The 16,352-nt window shown below is 55.3% G+C and carries 16 protein-coding genes; 11 read left to right on the top strand and 5 right to left on the bottom strand.

Going from position 1 to position 16,352, the window contains the following annotated elements; genetic code table 11:
- Positions 1 to 4: 4 nt before the first annotated feature.
- From M987_RS16940 to M987_RS16960, 5 genes are read left to right on the top strand one after another with little or no spacing between them, the layout of a single operon-like run.
- Entirely contained in the window at positions 5 to 1,027 is a 1,023-nt protein-coding gene (locus M987_RS16940; protein WP_014070329.1) for an ABC transporter permease, read from the top strand.
- A complete protein-coding gene (ddpC, locus tag M987_RS16945; protein ID WP_014070330.1) occupies positions 1,024 to 1,917 on the top strand; it encodes a D,D-dipeptide ABC transporter permease in 894 nt (297 codons plus the stop codon). The genes M987_RS16940 and ddpC overlap by 4 nt, the downstream gene beginning before the upstream one ends.
- Complete coding sequence (locus M987_RS16950; RefSeq protein WP_014070331.1) at positions 1,917 to 2,903, top strand: ABC transporter ATP-binding protein; 987 nt, start codon at positions 1,917 to 1,919, stop codon at positions 2,901 to 2,903. Before ddpC ends, M987_RS16950 begins: the two co-directional genes overlap by 1 nt.
- Positions 2,896 to 3,825, top strand: coding sequence for an oligopeptide/dipeptide ABC transporter ATP-binding protein (locus M987_RS16955; RefSeq protein ID WP_014070332.1), 930 nt, complete (start codon positions 2,896 to 2,898; stop codon positions 3,823 to 3,825). The genes M987_RS16950 and M987_RS16955 overlap by 8 nt, the downstream gene beginning before the upstream one ends.
- Positions 3,825 to 4,802 carry a mannuronate-specific alginate lyase gene (locus M987_RS16960; protein ID WP_014070333.1) on the top strand — a complete coding sequence of 326 codons (978 nt, stop codon included), beginning with the start codon at positions 3,825 to 3,827 and terminating at the stop codon, positions 4,800 to 4,802. Before M987_RS16955 ends, M987_RS16960 begins: the two co-directional genes overlap by 1 nt.
- On the opposite strand, the gene M987_RS16965 is transcribed toward M987_RS16960, so the two are convergent.
- The gene (locus M987_RS16965) at positions 4,799 to 5,548 is read right to left on the bottom strand and encodes an SDR family NAD(P)-dependent oxidoreductase (protein WP_014070334.1); all 750 of its coding nucleotides are present in this window, start codon (positions 5,546 to 5,548) and stop codon (positions 4,799 to 4,801) included. The genes M987_RS16960 and M987_RS16965 overlap by 4 nt on opposite strands.
- A 157-nt stretch (positions 5,549 to 5,705) precedes the next feature.
- On the opposite strand from M987_RS16965, the gene M987_RS16970 reads away from it, so the two are divergent.
- A complete protein-coding gene (locus M987_RS16970) occupies positions 5,706 to 6,611 on the top strand; it encodes a LysR family transcriptional regulator (RefSeq protein WP_041162067.1) in 906 nt (301 codons plus the stop codon).
- 22 nt (positions 6,612 to 6,633) lie between these two features.
- Here M987_RS16970 and M987_RS16975 read toward each other — a convergent pair whose 3' ends face one another.
- From M987_RS16975 to M987_RS16985, 3 genes are all read right to left on the bottom strand, one after another.
- Entirely contained in the window at positions 6,634 to 7,062 is a 429-nt protein-coding gene (locus M987_RS16975; RefSeq protein WP_014070336.1) for an OsmC family protein, read from the bottom strand.
- A 75-nt stretch (positions 7,063 to 7,137) separates the two neighbouring features.
- Entirely contained in the window at positions 7,138 to 8,193 is a 1,056-nt protein-coding gene (locus tag M987_RS16980) for an NAD(P)-dependent alcohol dehydrogenase (RefSeq protein WP_014070337.1), read from the bottom strand.
- A gap of 112 nt (positions 8,194 to 8,305) precedes the next feature.
- The gene (locus tag M987_RS16985) at positions 8,306 to 9,181 is read right to left on the bottom strand and encodes a LysR family transcriptional regulator (RefSeq protein ID WP_014070338.1); all 876 of its coding nucleotides are present in this window, start codon (positions 9,179 to 9,181) and stop codon (positions 8,306 to 8,308) included.
- A gap of 111 nt (positions 9,182 to 9,292) precedes the next feature.
- Between M987_RS16985 and M987_RS16990 the strand changes: the two genes are divergently transcribed.
- The 4 genes from M987_RS16990 to M987_RS17005 all read left to right on the top strand — a co-directional run bounded on the left by M987_RS16990 (position 9,293) and on the right by M987_RS17005 (position 14,292).
- Entirely contained in the window at positions 9,293 to 10,144 is an 852-nt protein-coding gene (locus M987_RS16990; protein ID WP_041162069.1) for a Vmh family MBL fold metallo-hydrolase, read from the top strand.
- A gap of 100 nt (positions 10,145 to 10,244) precedes the next feature.
- A complete protein-coding gene (gene sra / locus M987_RS16995) occupies positions 10,245 to 10,382 on the top strand; it encodes a stationary-phase-induced ribosome-associated protein (RefSeq protein ID WP_014070340.1) in 138 nt (45 codons plus the stop codon).
- Positions 10,383 to 10,556: 174 nt separating this feature from the next.
- Positions 10,557 to 12,254: an NAD-dependent malic enzyme gene (locus M987_RS17000; RefSeq protein WP_014070341.1), complete on the top strand. Its 1,698-nt coding sequence runs from the start codon at positions 10,557 to 10,559 to the stop codon at positions 12,252 to 12,254.
- A gap of 328 nt (positions 12,255 to 12,582) precedes the next feature.
- The gene (locus M987_RS17005) at positions 12,583 to 14,292 is read left to right on the top strand and encodes an ABC-F family ATP-binding cassette domain-containing protein (RefSeq protein ID WP_014070342.1); all 1,710 of its coding nucleotides are present in this window, start codon (positions 12,583 to 12,585) and stop codon (positions 14,290 to 14,292) included.
- A 37-nt stretch (positions 14,293 to 14,329) separates the two neighbouring features.
- Here M987_RS17005 and M987_RS17010 read toward each other — a convergent pair whose 3' ends face one another.
- A complete protein-coding gene (locus tag M987_RS17010; RefSeq protein WP_014070343.1) occupies positions 14,330 to 14,929 on the bottom strand; it encodes an inorganic diphosphatase in 600 nt (199 codons plus the stop codon).
- 275 nt (positions 14,930 to 15,204) lie between these two features.
- Here M987_RS17010 and adhP point away from each other — a divergent pair, with 275 nt between their 5' ends.
- Positions 15,205 to 16,215, top strand: coding sequence for an alcohol dehydrogenase AdhP (adhP, locus tag M987_RS17015; protein ID WP_014070344.1), 1,011 nt, complete (start codon positions 15,205 to 15,207; stop codon positions 16,213 to 16,215).
- Positions 16,216 to 16,352 lie beyond the last annotated feature (137 nt).

Genomic DNA, 16,352 nt, shown 5'->3' on the forward strand with positions numbered 1-16,352 from the left:
GCGTATGACGTTCTGGAGCATTGTGCGCCAGCGCTGCTGGGGATTACTCCTGGTAGTGGCGGGTGTCTGTATCATCACTTTTATCATTTCGCACCTGATCCCCGGCGATCCGGCTCGCCTGCTGGCCGGTGACCGCGCCAGCGACGAAATTGTGCAGGGCATTCGCCAGCAGTTGGGGCTGGATCAACCGCTCTATATTCAGTTCGGCCGCTATGTGGACGCCCTTGTACACGGTGATTTAGGCACCTCTATCCGCACCGGTCGCCCGGTCGCGGAAGATCTAAAAGCCTTCTTCCCGGCCACCCTTGAGCTGGCGTTCTGCTCTCTGCTGCTGGCGCTGGTTATCGGTGTGCCGCTGGGGATTTTATCGGCGGTTTACCGCAACCGCTGGCTCGACCATCTGGTGCGCCTGATGGCGATGACCGGGATCTCCACCCCGGCATTCTGGCTCGGGCTTGGGGTGATCGTACTGTTTTACGGGCATCTGCAAATTCTGCCCGGTGGCGGCAGGCTGGACGACTGGCTCGACCCACCCGCACACGTCACCGGGTTTTATCTGCTGGACGCCCTGCTCGAAGGCAACGGCGAGGTCTTTTTTAACGCCCTGCAACACCTGATTTTACCCTCGCTGACCCTGGCATTCGTGCATCTGGGCATAGTGGCGCGCCAGGTGCGCTCCGCCATGCTGGAACAGCTGAGCGAGGATTACATTCGTACCGCCCGCGCCAGCGGCTTGCCGGGCTGGTACATCGTTTTACGCTACGCCTTACCTAACGCGATGATCCCGTCCATCACCGTGCTTGGTCTGGCCCTTGGCGACCTGCTCTACGGCGCAGTGTTAACTGAAACCGTCTTTGCCTGGCCGGGGATGGGCGCATGGGTAGTGACCTCTATCCAGGCGCTCGATTTCCCCGCTGTGATGGGCTTTGCCGTCGTGGTGTCGCTGGCTTACGTTTTCGTGAATCTGGTGGTCGATCTGCTCTATCTGTGGATTGATCCCCGAATCGGGCGCGGAGGTGCCGAATGATGTTGACCCAGGAAACGCCCGTCCCCATTAAAAGTAACAAACCGCGCATCGACTGGGCAAAACTGTTCTGGTTGCTGCGTAAAAGCCCGCTGACGATGATTGGCGGCATGATTATGTTCCTGATGCTGGCGTTAATGCTTACCTCGCCATGGATTGTTCCTCACGATCCAAATGCCCTGGATCTGACCGCACGGTTACAGGCGCCCTCGGCGCAGCACTGGTTTGGCACCGACGAAGTGGGCCGCGACCTGTTCAGCCGCGTTCTGGTGGGTAGCCAGCAGTCAATCACTGCCGGGCTCGCCGTGGTGGTAATTGCCGGCGGGATTGGTTCGCTGCTGGGCTGTTTATCCGGGGTGCTCGGTGGACGAGGAGACGCCATCATCATGCGGGTGATGGATATCATGCTGTCGATCCCTTCTCTGGTCCTGACCATGGCGCTGGCGGCGGCACTTGGCCCCAGCCTGTTTAACGCCATGCTGGCGATTGCGATTGTTCGCATTCCGTTTTACGTGCGCCTGGCGCGCGGGCAGACGCTGGTGGTACGCCAGTTTACTTATGTGCAGGCGGCGCGGACGTTTGGTGCATCACGCTGGCACCTGATCAGCTGGCATATCCTGCGAAATGCCCTGCCGCCGCTGATTGTCCAGGCCTCGCTGGATATCGGCAGCGCGATCCTGATGGCGGCCACGCTGGGGTTTATCGGTTTAGGTGCTCAGCAACCCACGGCGGAATGGGGGGCGATGGTGGCTGTAGGCCGTAACTATGTCCTCGACCAGTGGTGGTACTGCGCGTTTCCCGGAGCGGCCATTCTGATCACCGCCGTGGGCTTCAACCTGTTTGGCGACGGTATCCGCGATCTGCTTGACCCGAAATCAGGAGGGAAACAGTGATGAGCGAATCGGTTTTATCCATTGATGATTTACACCTCAGCTTCCCGGTGTTTCGCGGTGAAGTCCACGCGTTAAACCATGTGTCTCTTGAGATCAAACGCGGCGAAATTGTCGGCGTGGTGGGCGAGTCCGGCTCCGGGAAATCGGTGACGGCGATGCTGGCCATGCGACTGTTGCCGGAGGGGAGCTATCACGTTCATCACGGGCAGGTGACACTGCTGGGTGAAGATGTGCTGAATGCCTCAGAAAAACAGCTTCGCCAGTGGCGCGGGGCAAAAGTGGCGATGATATTCCAGGAGCCGATGACGGCGCTCAACCCCACACGGCGCATTGGCAAGCAGATGGTGGAGGTTATCCGCCAGCACCAGCCCCTTTCGCGCCGCGACGCGCAGAAAAAAGCCATTTCACTGCTGGAAGAGATGCAAATCCCGGATGCGGGCGAAGTGATGGATCGTTACCCGTTTGAGCTTTCCGGCGGGATGCGCCAGCGGGTGATGATCGCCCTTGCCTTTTCCTGCGAGCCGGAGCTGATCATTGCCGATGAACCCACCACCGCGCTGGATGTCACCGTGCAATTGCAGGTGCTGCGGTTGCTTAAACACAAAGCCCGCGCCAGCGGCACGTCGGTGCTGTTTATCAGCCATGATATGGCGGTGGTATCGCAGCTCTGCGATCGTCTGTATGTGATGTACGCCGGCAGCGTCATTGAGAGCGGAACCACCCAGACGATTATCCACCACCCGGTTCACCCGTATTCCATTGGTCTGTTGCAGTGTGCGCCGGAAAACGGTGAGCCGCGTGACATGCTGCCCGCCATTCCCGGCACGGTGCCGAATCTGACCCGTTTACCGCAAGGCTGTGCTTTCCGTGAACGCTGTTTTGCCGCAGGGGCAAAATGCACCGACACGCCACGTTTAACGCCGAATGGCGCGCAGGGCCAGCTGGCGGCGTGCTGGTATCCGCAACTGGAGGAACGCCATGTCTGACATTTTGCTCGAACTGGCCCATGTACATGTGAATTTCCCGGCCCGAAAAAACTGGTTGGGCCGCGTAACGGAGCAGGTTCACGCCCTCAACGGGATGGATCTGCAAATTCACAGGGGCGAAACGCTGGGCATTGTCGGGGAGTCCGGCTGCGGGAAAAGCACCCTGGCACAGCTGCTGATGGGGATGCTCAGACCGAGTACCGGCGATTGTCACCGGACAAACAGCGCAGGCGGGATGCAGATGGTGTTTCAGGATCCGCTCTCGTCTCTCGACCCGCGTCTGCCCGTCTGGCGAATTATTACCGAGCCCGTGTGGGTACAAAAACGCAGCAGCGAGCGCGAACGCCGCCAGCTTGCAGAAAACCTGGCCCAACAGGTGGGTATTCGCGCGGAATACCTCGTCAGGCTGCCACATGCGTTTTCCGGCGGGCAGCGCCAGCGCATCGCCATTGCCCGTGCGCTCTCATCCGATCCCGATATCATCGTACTGGATGAACCCACCAGCGCGCTGGATATTTCCGTCCAGGCGCAGATCCTGAATCTGCTGGTCAAGCTGCAACAGCAGCGTAATCTCACCTATGTGCTGATTTCGCATAACGTCTCAGTCGTGCGGCATATGAGCGACCGGGTAGCGGTGATGTATCTGGGGCAAATTGTCGAGTTAGGCCCTGCCCGGCAGGTACTGAGCCATCCGCGTCACCCGTATACCCAGCTGTTGCTCGATTCCGTCCCCAGAACTGGCGAACCACTGGATGACAGTCTGGCACTGCGAAAAACGGATCTGCCAGGTAACCGGCATCTTCCCACAGGCTGTTATTTTCGCGATCGCTGCCCACTGGCGACGGAGGGTTGCCAGGCGCCGCAGTCGCTGCAACCCGCAGCCGATGGACGCGCGGTACGCTGCTGGCGTAAAGTCACCTGATGCGAATTGTTCTTTTCCTTGCCTGTTTACCCGTTTATGCCTGTGCGGCACAGCTTGTGCCGCCACCGGGATTTGCCAAACCGTTACCCCACACCGGGCACGGAAGTTGTGTCACGCTGCCTGCGCCTTATACCGCAGACCTGGTGTTTCGCAGCAAATACGAAGGTTCTGACAGCGCCCGCGCAACGCTCAATCCTGACGCTGAAAAAGCCTTTCGTGACGAAACCAAACCAATAACCGATTTTGAACGCGGCATCTCACAGATGATCTGGCGCTATAAATATACCGGTGATACGAAAACGCGGGACTGTATCCTGAGAGGCTTTACGCAGTGGGCTGACGCCAACGCCCTGACCTCTGCCCACACCAACCATACCGGGCGGTCGATGCGTAAATGGGCGCTGGCAACTCTGGCCACAGGCTGGGTTGAACTGAAATTTATGCCCGGTTCGACGTTAAAAGAAAATGCAGATATTGAACGCTGGTTAGCCTTGCTGGCCGACAAAGTTGTACAGGACTGGGACGGGCTGCCGCTGACCAAAACCAATAACCACAGCTACTGGGCCGCATGGTCGGTGATGGCTGCATCGGTGGCGCTAAACAGACAGGATTTATTTAACTGGTCGGTAAAAGAGTACCGCATTGCCGCCAGGCAGATTGAAGCGGATGGCACCTTGCCCAATGAACGTAAACGCCGCGAGCGGGCGGCGGCGTACCACAATTACGCCCTGCAACCGCTGGTTATGATCGCAAGCTTTGCGAAGGCCAACGGTGTTGACCTGTTCCCGGAAAACCAATACGCCCTGCAACGCCTGGCAAACTGGGTTTTGCAGCATGATAACCGCAATACGGACTGGCTTGTGCCTTACTGCACCTTAGTGGAGTGTGACAGTGTCACTATTTCGCTGCGCGATGCCAGCCACCCACAAAAAAATCGCCGCATGGGCGGCGATTTAACGGTGCTTTATCAGCCTTAAATCTGGGCCATGCCGCCGTCGACAAACAACTCGGTGGCATTGATAAAGCTTGCAGCATCAGAGGCCAAAAACGCCACCGCTTTACCCACTTCCCCTGGCGCGCCTAAGCGACCCAGTGGCACCTGTGCGGCCAGTGCGTCATACAAGCCCTGGCGGTGTTCTTCCGGGACTAAATCACCAAGGCCAGGCGTTTTGATTGGGCCAGGGCTCACCACATTGACGCGGATCCCACGGCCTTGCAGATCCAGCGCCCACGAGCGGGCAAAGTTACGCACGGCCGCTTTACTGGCGCTGTAGACGCTGAAGTTCGCCGTACCTTTAATCGACACCGTAGAGCCTGTCAGAATGATGGACGAGCCGGTTGAAAGCAGCGGCAGCGCTTTTTGCACGGTAAACAGCACCCCACGCACGTTCGTGCCAAATATTCTGTCGAACTGCTCTTCCGTGATGGCACCTAACGGCAGCATGTCACCGCCACCAGCATTAGCGAACAGGATATCAAGGCGGCCAGCCTCTTTGGCAATCTGCGCATACACCTGGTCGAGGTCAGACAATCTGGAAACGTCGGCACGGATACCCACCGCAGCGGCACCAATTTCGGCGGTGGCCGCATCCAGTTCTGCCTGACGGCGGCCGGTGATATAGACGTTTGCGCCCTGCGCGGCCAGTTCCTGCGCGGTGGCAAGACCAATACCTGTGCTACCGCCAGTGACCAGTGCAATTTTACCTGAGAGATTCTGATTCATGTGATTCACCTTCTGTTATGTGGAGTAGATGCCAGCAAAAACGGTTGAAGGGGCTTTCGCTTGCGTTGAAATCACTTTATCGCTTGCGTGATTAGTGAAAAACCAGCAAAAATGAAAATGACTATTCACGCACAGAAATAATCAGGGGGATTGCAGAGTGGATCAGTTAATGGCGATGCGCGCGTTTACCCGCGTGGTGGAAACCGGGAGCTTTACCCAGGCAGCAGATTCACTGAACATGCCCATTGCAACCCTGAGCAAGCTGGTGAAGTCGCTTGAAACCCATCTTGAAGTGCGTTTGCTGCACCGCACTACGCGCCGGGTGGTGAGCACACCTGAAGGCGAGGAATATTACGAAAAAGCCCTGCGGGTGCTGATTGATATCGAAGATATCGATACCTCGTTTCGCGTAACGCGCAGCACGCCAAAGGGACATTTGCGTATTGACGTCGGAGGCTCAACTGCCCGGGATGTTCTGATCCCCCTGCTGCCCGATTTTATGCAGCGCTATCCGGATATCCGCATTGATCTGGGCGTGGCGGATCGCCCTGTCGATTTGATTAGCGGCAATGTGGACTGTGTGATCCGTGGCGGCCCGCTCAATGACTCCAGCCTTATCGCACGTCATATTGGTGATGCTGAGATGGTCACCTGTACCACACCGGATTATCTGAAAAAATACGGTATCCCGGCATATCCAGAAGAGCTGCGTAATGGCCACAGGCTGATCAGTTATTTATCCCCCGCAACCGGCAGACCCTTCCCGTTCCGATTTCGCGAAAACGGCGAAACGCGGGAAATCAGCGCCCCACACTATCTGGGAGTGAATGAAAGCAACGCCCACCTCGCGGCGTCAGTCGCCGGATTGGGCATCATCCAGACCTTTGCTTATTCCGTTAAAACGCACCTGAAAGACGGCTTGATGGTTGAGATCCTTCAGGCATGGCGCCCGGCAGCCTATCCATTCCATGTGGTCTATCCGCAAAACAGACACCTGACACATCGTTTACGCGTATTTATTAGCTGGCTTGGTGAGGTATTTCCGGCGGGGTTAAAGGGATAGCCGGGGCGGCCCCGGCTCTGGCTTAGTTAAGCTTATAATCCAGCGAGATTTCTGCTTTCAGTACCTGTGACACCGGGCAACCCGCTTTGGCTTTCTGGATAATGCCGTCGAACTGCTGCGGATCAATGCCAGGCACCGTGACCTGACTTTGCAGCGCAATTTTGCTTATTGCAAAACCACTGTCTGTTTTATCCAGCGACACATCCGCGGTGGTATCGATGGAGTCTGCGGTGTAGCCTGCTTCGCCCAGCATCAGCGACAGTGCCATAGAGAAACAGGCCGCGTGCGCTGCACCTATCAACTCTTCCGGGTTGGTACCCTTTGCGCCTTCGAAACGGGTGTTGAAACCATAAGGTTGTTGGTTAAGAACGCCACTCTCTGTAGAAACCGTCCCTTTTCCGCGTTTAATGTCGCCAGACCAGTGTGCCGAACCGTGTTTATGAATCGTCATTGTTGCTCTCCTTTTGCCTTACAAAGGGTTAAGTATAGACAACGCATTTTTCTTAATGCCGAACACGGATTATTCTCACTTCGCGTTGGCGCTTAAGGTGCTCATGTCGATGACAAAACGGTACTTCACATCACTCTTCAGCATTCTTTCGAAAGCATCGTTGATCTCATCCATTTTGATCACTTCCACATCGGCGGTAATTCCGTGTTCTCCACAGAAATCGAGCATCTCCTGGGTTTCGGCAATACCGCCAATGCACGAACCCGCCACTGACTTGCGCCCCAGGATCAGCGGCAAAGTGCTTACCGGCGGGTTATCGCCAAGGAAGCCGACAAACACCAGGGTGCCATCGAGCGTTAAGGTCGACATATAAGGATTAATATCGTGAACGTACGGCACGGTATCGATAATCAGGTCGAACTGATTCGCCACCGACTGCATCTGATTGGCATCCGTTGAGTAGACGATATGGTCAGCCCCAAGTCGGCGAGCATCCGCTTCTTTCCCGGGTGAACGGGTAAAGAGCGTAACCTCTGCACCCAGTCCGTGCGCCAGCTTAATGGCCATATGCCCCAGCCCGCCCAAACCAACAACGGCGACTTTACTGCCCTTGCCAATATTCCAGTGGCGTAGCGGCGACCAGGTGGTGATCCCGGCACAAAGTAACGGTGCCGCGCCTTTCAGACCGATACCTTGCGGAATGTGCAGTACAAAGGCTTCGCTGGCGATAATCGTCTGAGAATAGCCGCCGTAGGTGGGCTGATGATCGTGGCGGTCGTGGCCGTTATAGGTTTGAACATTGCCCTCTTCGCAATACTGCTCAAGCCCCTGTTGACACGGATTACATTCACGGCAGGAATCCACCATGCAACCAATACCGGCCAGATCGCCCGCCTTAAATTTGGTGACGCTGTCACCTACTGAGACAATCCGACCAATCACTTCATGGCCCGGAACGATAGGATATTCGCTGAATCCCCAGTCGTTACGCGCCTGATGCAAATCGGAGTGACAAACGCCGCAGTACAGGATCTCAATAACAACGTCGTCAGGACGCGGCTCGCGGCGGTCAAAGGTGAAGGGAGCCAGTGGCGCGGTTGGCGTTTTTGCTGCATAACCTAATACTTTCATCTCGTTACCTCATTTCATGGTAATGCGCAGAAGGAGCCGTACAACGCTACTGCACCCCCGGCGCGCTGACTATGGATAAAAGTGGCATAGGCTAATGAGCGTAGCTCATGAATTAACGCAGGTTACGCGCAAGCTCATCAAGGAACACCCGCAATGCCGCAGGCTGATACTCACGTGACTGATAAATACCGTAAATGGCCAGCGACTTTGGCGTGAATGACGTAAGCACCGGCACTAATCGCCCCGCAGCCAGCGCGACCTGGGCTTCTCGTTCCGGTAACATCGCGATCCCACCATCCTGAATCGCCGATTCCATCAACAACGACGAGATACTGGCGCTGAGATTCCCGCTAACCGCCACGCTTACCTGCTCGCCCTCGCCGGTGACAAAGTGCCAGGACTGCCCGGCAAAGAAGCTGTAATGCAGGCAGTTATGCTGCGCCAGGTCTTCCAGGCACTTCGGTGTACCCCGCGCGGCCAGGTAGCCTGGCGAAGCGCAAAGTACCGAGCGACACTCCCCCAGTCGCCGGGCAATCATCCCGGGCTCCGGGTTATCGGTAATGCGGATAGCCACATCAATACGCTCACCGACCAGGCTCACCGGGTGGTTATTCACATCCAGCTCAATACGCAGCTGTGGGTAGCGTGATAACAGTTCAGGCAACACAGGGGCAATCATATGCATTGCCGTAAAATGCGCGCAGGCCACCCGCAAGGTGCCTGAAGGCAAGTCTTTGGCGGACTGGTCTTCTATTTCCTGGGAAATTTGCGAGAGTGAGCGCGTTTTCAGCAGCACTTTTTCCCCCGCCGCCGTCAGCGTCAGTTTGCGCGTGGAACGGTTTACCAGCCGTGTTCCGGCCCACTTTTCCATCTGCTCCAGATAACGGCTGACCATCGGGCGCGAGATCCCAAGAGAGCGCGAGGCGGCGCTCAGGCTTCCTAGTTCGCATATCCGGTTATAGACCTGGGCGGCAATAACGCGATCCATGTTGTGCTCCATCTGCTCGATTTATGAAACTAAGCATGTCTTGTTTCAGGAATTCTGGCAAATGCAGAAATCCATACAATAGAGACTTTCCTGAATAACAGAGACATGATGATGAAGCTCACCCGCCTTGCAGTACTGTGCACCCTTTTCACTCCGGCTGTTTTCGCAGCGCCATTAACCATTGATAGCTACAACCCGCAGGAAAAAGGCATTTTTGCCGTGTCGTCCACGCTGGTGTCCGGGCCAACTGAAGCGGTGCTGTTTGATGCCCAATTCAGCGTGAAAGACGGCGAGCAGTTGGTCGAAAAAATTCGTCGAAGTGGCAAGACGCTCAATAAGATAGTGATCACCTCCGGCGACCCGGATTTCTATTTTGGCCTGCAACCGCTGGTGAAAGCTTTCCCTAACGCGAAGGTCGTGGCAACGCAAAAAGTGGTTGATCACATTAAGGCCACCAAAGATGCCAAGCTCGCCTTCTGGGGGCCGCAGATGAAAGACGGCGCGCCAACCACGCTGGTGGTCCCGCAGGTTATCGCCTCGACAACCTTTATGGTTGACGGCGAAAAAATCGATATTGAGCAGCCCGACAGCTATGCCGCATATGTGTGGATCCCGTCAGCAAAAACCATCCTGGGCGGCACCGGGGTTTCATGGGGAATTCACGTCTGGACCGCCGATACCCAGAGCAAAGAGAGCCGCCAGCAGTGGCAACAGACGCTGGACAGCATGGCAGCACATAAACCTGAGCGCGTGATCCCCGGGCATTATCTTGGCACACCGCCTGCCGGAAGCGAGGCCATTGCCTTTACCCGTCAGTATCTGGCGCAGTTTGAAGACGCACTGGCGCAACATAAAGATTCCGCAGGCGTGATTAATGCCATGAAAACCCAGTGGCCAAACCTGGCCGAAGCCAGTTCCGTGGAACTGAGCGCCAAAGTGAATACTGGCGAAATGAAGTGGTAATGTGAAAATCTGCTAAGCTGGATTGGCAACCTAAGGGGTTACATTTCTTCCGCACACGCGGAGTTGTCCTTAAAACTATCAACAGGATTGAGGAGTACGCATGAAATCGAACCGTAAGGCACGCCATATTCTGGGACTGAACTACAAGATTTCTAACCACAAAAAAGTGGTAATCGAAGATAACCATGAAACGGTTATCGCTCATGCAACGGGCAGAAAACGCCACGCTGAGAAGTAAGTTTCCGCTTATGACGCACAACACCATCGGCAAAACCGATGGTGTTTTTGTTTCTCGGTTGCGGTAATTAACATTCAGCTCCTCTATAATACTGCCCGACCGAAACCCGCAGCACAGGCCAGAAAGATGACAACCGCAGTGTCAGGGACGGATCTTCAAAAAAGAGTGAGTGACATGGACAACAAACTGAAAAAACATCGTTCCCTATATATCCCCTATGCCGGACCCGTTCTGCTTGAATTCCCCCTGCTTAACAAAGGCAGCGCCTTCAGCATGGAAGAGCGCAGTAGCTTCAACCTGCTCGGCCTGTTACCAGAAGTGGTTGAAACTATCGAGGAACAAGCGGAACGTGCCTGGATCCAGTATCAGGGCTTCAAAACCGAAATCGATAAGCACATCTATCTGCGTAACATCCAGGATACTAACGAAACCCTGTTCTATCGTCTGGTGCAAAACCATCTCGAAGAGATGATGCCGGTTATCTACACCCCAACGGTGGGTGCGGCGTGTGAACGTTTCTCTGAGATCTACCGTCGTTCCCGCGGCGTGTTTATCTCTTATCAGAACCGTCACAACATGGATGACATTCTGCAAAACGTTCCAAACCACAACATCAAAGTGATCGTGGTGACCGATGGCGAACGTATTCTGGGCCTGGGTGACCAGGGCATCGGCGGGATGGGCATTCCTATCGGTAAGCTGTCGTTGTATACCGCGTGTGGCGGTATCAGCCCAGCGTATACCCTTCCGGTGGTGCTGGATGTGGGGACCAACAATCAGCAGTTGCTGAACGACCCGCTGTATATGGGCTGGCGTCATCCACGTATCACTGACGACGAGTACTATCAGTTTGTCGATGACTTTATCCAGGCCGTGAAACACCGCTGGCCAGATGTGCTGCTGCAATTTGAAGATTTTGCGCAGAAAAACGCCATGCCGCTGCTGAATCGCTATCGCGATGAGATCTGCTCTTTCAATGACGATATTCAGGGTACTGCGGCAGTGACCGTTGGCACGCTGATCGCCGCCAGCCGTGCGGCAGGTAGCCAGCTGAGTTATCAGAAAATCGTCTTCCTGGGTGCAGGCTCTGCGGGTTGCGGTATTGCCGAACAGATCATCGCCCAAACCCAGCGTGAAGGCTTAAGCGAAGAGCTGGCGCGCTCCCGTGTCTTTATGGTTGACCGTTTTGGCCTGCTGACCGACGCGATGCCAAATCTGCTGCCGTTCCAGACTAAGCTGGTACAAAAACGCGATAACCTGAAAAACTGGGATACCGATAACGAAGTGTTGTCCCTGCTGGATGTGGTGCGCAACGTGAAGCCGGATATTCTGATCGGCGTTTCCGGGCAAACCGGTCTCTTCACCGAAGAGATTATTCGTGAGATGCACAAACACTGCGAACGCCCTATCGTGATGCCACTGTCTAACCCGACCTCGCGTGTGGAAGCGACCCCGCAGGACATCATCGCCTGGACCGAAGGCAATGCGCTGGTTGCCACCGGCAGCCCGTTTGATCCGGTCGTGTGGAAGGATAAAACCTACCCAATCGCCCAGTGCAACAACTCCTACATCTTCCCGGGAATTGGTCTGGGGGTTATTGCTTCCGGTGCATCGCGCATTACCGACGAAATGCTGATGTCTGCCAGTGAAACCCTGGCGAAGCACTCGCCACTGGTCAATGACGGGGAAGGCCTGGTGTTGCCAGAGCTGAAAGACATTCACAAGGTGTCCCGCGCTATCGCCTTTGCGGTGGGAAAAATGGCGCAGCAGCAAGGCGTGGCAATCAAAACCTCTGCCGATGCACTGCAACAAGCCATCGACGATAACTTCTGGATGCCGGAATACCGGAGTTATCGCCGTACCTCGATCTAAAACGTAGGCCAGGTTAGGCGTAGACGCCACACGGCACATCGTTTGCTCAGCGCCCGCTTGCCGGGCCTGACATTCCCCGCTACACTCCCTTCATCCATTAACCCACTGAATATATAAGGAGGCCAATTATGCTGTACTGTGAAATTTTCCATTTTTCACATACATTTGGTAATCGTACCAGCTCAAGCGTTATCGATATCGTGCTGCGATAACTTCGGCTTGAGCGAAGACACCAATCCCTGAAATCCCTTCTCTCGGGCTTACTGAGTTATCGTCAGCGATGTTTGACGAGGCATAAACATGCCTGTAACTCTTGGGTAAGCAACAAATGAGCACTTTACTCACTGCACAATCTTTACGTGTTGATACGGCGTTTGGCACGCTCTTCGACTCACTCTCCTTTACGCTGAAAAAAGGCGACCGCATTGGCCTGCTGGGCGATAACGGCTGCGGTAAAAGTACGCTGCTGAAGATACTGGACGGCACAGACTCCCCCGCGGCGGGCACGGTCGCACTGGCCGGGCACTGCATGATGGCACGTGTAGAACAACATCTGCCGGAAGCAATTTTCCCGCTAACCATGCTCGATGCCGTACTGGCGCAGTTGCCCGCGGCTGAACGTGACAGCCTGCGCTGGAAAGCGGAAACGCTGCTGGCCAGCATGGGATTTTCGCCGCAGGACACCGCCCTGCAATCCGCCACCCTCAGCGGCGGGCAACATACCCGCCTGTTGCTGGCGCGGGCGTTGATCAGCGAGCCGGATCTACTGCTGCTGGATGAACCCAGTAACCACCTTGATCTGCCGACGATGCTCTGGCTGGAGCAGTTTTTACAAAACTGGACCGGTAGCTTTGTGCTGGTATCACATGACAGGCAATTGCTGGATGCTGTCACCAACGGCAGCTGGATCCTGCGCGATAAAGCGCTGCACTACTTTGCGCTCCCCTGTACTGCGGCACGCAAAGCGCTGGTCGCGAAGGATGAAAGCGATGCCCTGCGCCACAAGGCTGAGCAAAAAGAGATCGATCGCGTCGCAGCCAGTGCGAAACGGCTGGCGACCTGGGGCAAGGTTTACGACAACGAAGATCTCGCCCGCAAAGCCAAGCAGATGGAAAAACAGGTCGAACGGCTCAAAGAGAGCCAGACGGAAGTCACTGCCGGCAGCCAGTGGACGTTAACCCTGCGGGGCGATGCGCTACGGGCCGATCGTTTGCTGGAGATGGATAATCTCGACGTGCCTCCGGCGCCGGGTTTACCTGCTTTGTTCACGGTGGACATCGCGCGGCTGAAAAGTGGTGATCGGGTTGCCATTATCGGGCGTAACGGCTGTGGTAAGTCGTCCCTGATGAAGCTTATCTGGCAGCAATGTCGTGCTGAGCAATCAACGGATACGCTGAAACTCCACCCGCGTGTTGCGCCGGGTTATTACGACCAGACGCTGCACCAGCTCCCGGACGATGCCCCTCTGCTGGACGCGCTAGAGCCCTTTGCGCCAAACCCGCAGGATCGAAAAATGGCGCTGATTAGTGCTGGCTTCCCGTGGGCGCGTCATGGGCAGTTGGTCAGCACGCTCAGCGGCGGCGAGCGCTCTCGCTTACTGTTTGTCGGGCTGACGCTCGCCCGTTACAGCCTTCTGATGCTGGATGAACCAACCAACCACCTGGACATGGAAGGTAAAGAGGCGCTAGCCGATACCCTGCAACAGTTTGAGGGCGGCGTACTACTGGTTAGCCACGACCGACAGCTGATCGCTCAGAGCTGCAATCGTTTCTGGCTGATTGAAGACGGTAAGCTCAGCGAATGGCACGATGCCGACGCCGTGTTCGAGCGTCTGCGTGAAAGTTCGGGGCTGACGCAACCGGTCGATACCGCGCTACCACGGGACAAAACACCGTCGCCGTATGACGATGTGCTGGAAAGACTGGTGGCGCTTGAGACACTGCTTGCTGAGGACTTAGCGCGTAAACCGAAGCATCAAAAGCCGCAGTTGCAGGCACAATGGCGTAAAGAAATAGAGGAGCTGGAAGCACAACTGTAAGTCTGCGCCCGGCGGTTAACCCCGCCGGGCCAGAGTATTACTGCGGGTTTTTCTCTTTCCAGGCATCCCATGCCTGTTTAATTTCCTGCTTCGCGGTCGCCGCATCGTTAAAGCCGCTCAGCTCAACTTTTTTGCGCCCTTCTGGCAGCTGTTTGTAAACGCGGAAGAATGACTCCAGACGCTGCACTTCGATTTTCGGCAGGTCTTTCAGCTCTTTGATATCGTCGTAAGTTGGGTCGATTTTACTCGCAGGAACAGCCACGATTTTATCGTCCTTCTCACCGCCATCCACCATCTTCAGCACGCCAATCGCACGCAGCTTGATGAGCGTACCCGGAGCCATTGGCGCACGGGTATAGAAAATCACGTCCAGCGGGTCACCGTCACCCGCCAGAGATTGTGTCAGGGAACCATAGTTCGCCGGATAAGCCACAGGCATGGACTGGAAACGGTCAGCAACGATAAAACCGGTTTTGGCGTCGGTTTCATATTTGATAATGCCGCCTGCCGGGATTTCCGTAACGGCATAGAACTCTTCCGGGTTGTTCTCCGGCTGAGGAAATTCGAGGATGTTTTGCGCCTGAACGGAAGCGGACAGGAAAACGCTGATTGCGATAAGTTTTTTCACCAGATGCATTGTCTTTTAACTCTTCGGTTATTAGGAAGACAACACGTTACGTTTGGTTCATGTCAGAGCCATGACAGTTTTTTGTCAGTTTTTTACCGCCCCCTATATTGAGGGGATTGATGCCATTTTGCCGCATTAATGAACAAAAACTGAATAAAATGATGACATTATGTTGCTGCGGCCTTGCATAACATCTGCAAAACTCTAATCCTTAAGGAGTAAGACGTATTCTCATATACGCCGTACCTGCTATGCAGAATCTCATAATGAATAAGGAGAAACATATGAAGGCTGCTGTTGTCACCCACGATCATCAGGTGAATATCGCTGAAAAAACCCTGCGTCCGCTGCAACATGGCGAAGCGCTGTTAACGATGGAATGCTGTGGCGTTTGCCACACCGATCTGCATGTTAAGAACGGTGACTTCGGGGATAAGACCGGGGTTATCCTGGGCCATGAAGGGATTGGCATCGTGAAAGAGATTGGGCCGGGCGTCACCTCACTTAAGGTTGGCGATCGGACAAGCGTGGCGTGGTTCTTCGAAGGCTGCGGACATTGTGAATACTGTAATACCGGTAACGAAACCCTGTGCCGTGATGTTAAAAACGCCGGTTATTCCGTAGACGGCGGCATGGCGCAGGAGTGCATCGTGACCGCCGATTACGCGGTAAAAGTCCCGGATGGTCTCGACTCTGCCGCCGCCAGCAGCATTACCTGTGCTGGGGTTACCACCTATAAAGCTGTGAAAATTTCCCATATCAAACCCGGCCAGTGGATTGCGATTTACGGCCTCGGTGGGCTGGGTAACCTTGCGCTGCAATACGCCAAAAACGTGTTCAATGCCAAAGTTATTGCCATTGACGTTAATGACGAACAGCTGAAATTAGCGGCCAGTATGGGTGCTGATTTGACCGTGAACTCCCGAAGCGAAGATGCCGCAAAGGTTATCCAGGCCAAAACTGGTGGCGCACATGCCGCAGTGGTCACCGCAGTAGCAAAAGCAGCGTTTAACTCTGCGGTGGATGCGGTTCGCGCAGGTGGCCGCGTGGTCGCCGTCGGCCTGCCGCCGGAAGCCATGAGCCTGGACATTCCACGTCTGGTGCTGGACGGTATTCAGGTTGTGGGGTCGCTTGTCGGTACGCGTCAGGATCTGCTGGAGGCGTTCCAGTTTGCCGCCGAAGGTAAAGTTGTTCCGAAAGTAACAATGCGTCCGCTAGAAGATATCAACGCTATCTTCAAAGAGATGGAACAAGGGCAAATCCGTGGCCGGATGGTTATTGATTTACGTTCGTAATCTCTATCCTTCCCTCTACTGTTTTGGGGCTGAGGGTTCCCCAGTAATGTTTGTCTTTATTCAGCGATGACATTACGCCATTGAATTAAGAGACTTACAGCGGTGTCATGGTCCGGCTGAAAATCGCCGAAGCGTTT

It is taken from the genome of Enterobacter soli ATCC BAA-2102 (assembly GCF_001654845.1).
Classification (GTDB): Bacteria; Pseudomonadota; Gammaproteobacteria; order Enterobacterales; family Enterobacteriaceae; genus Enterobacter; species Enterobacter soli.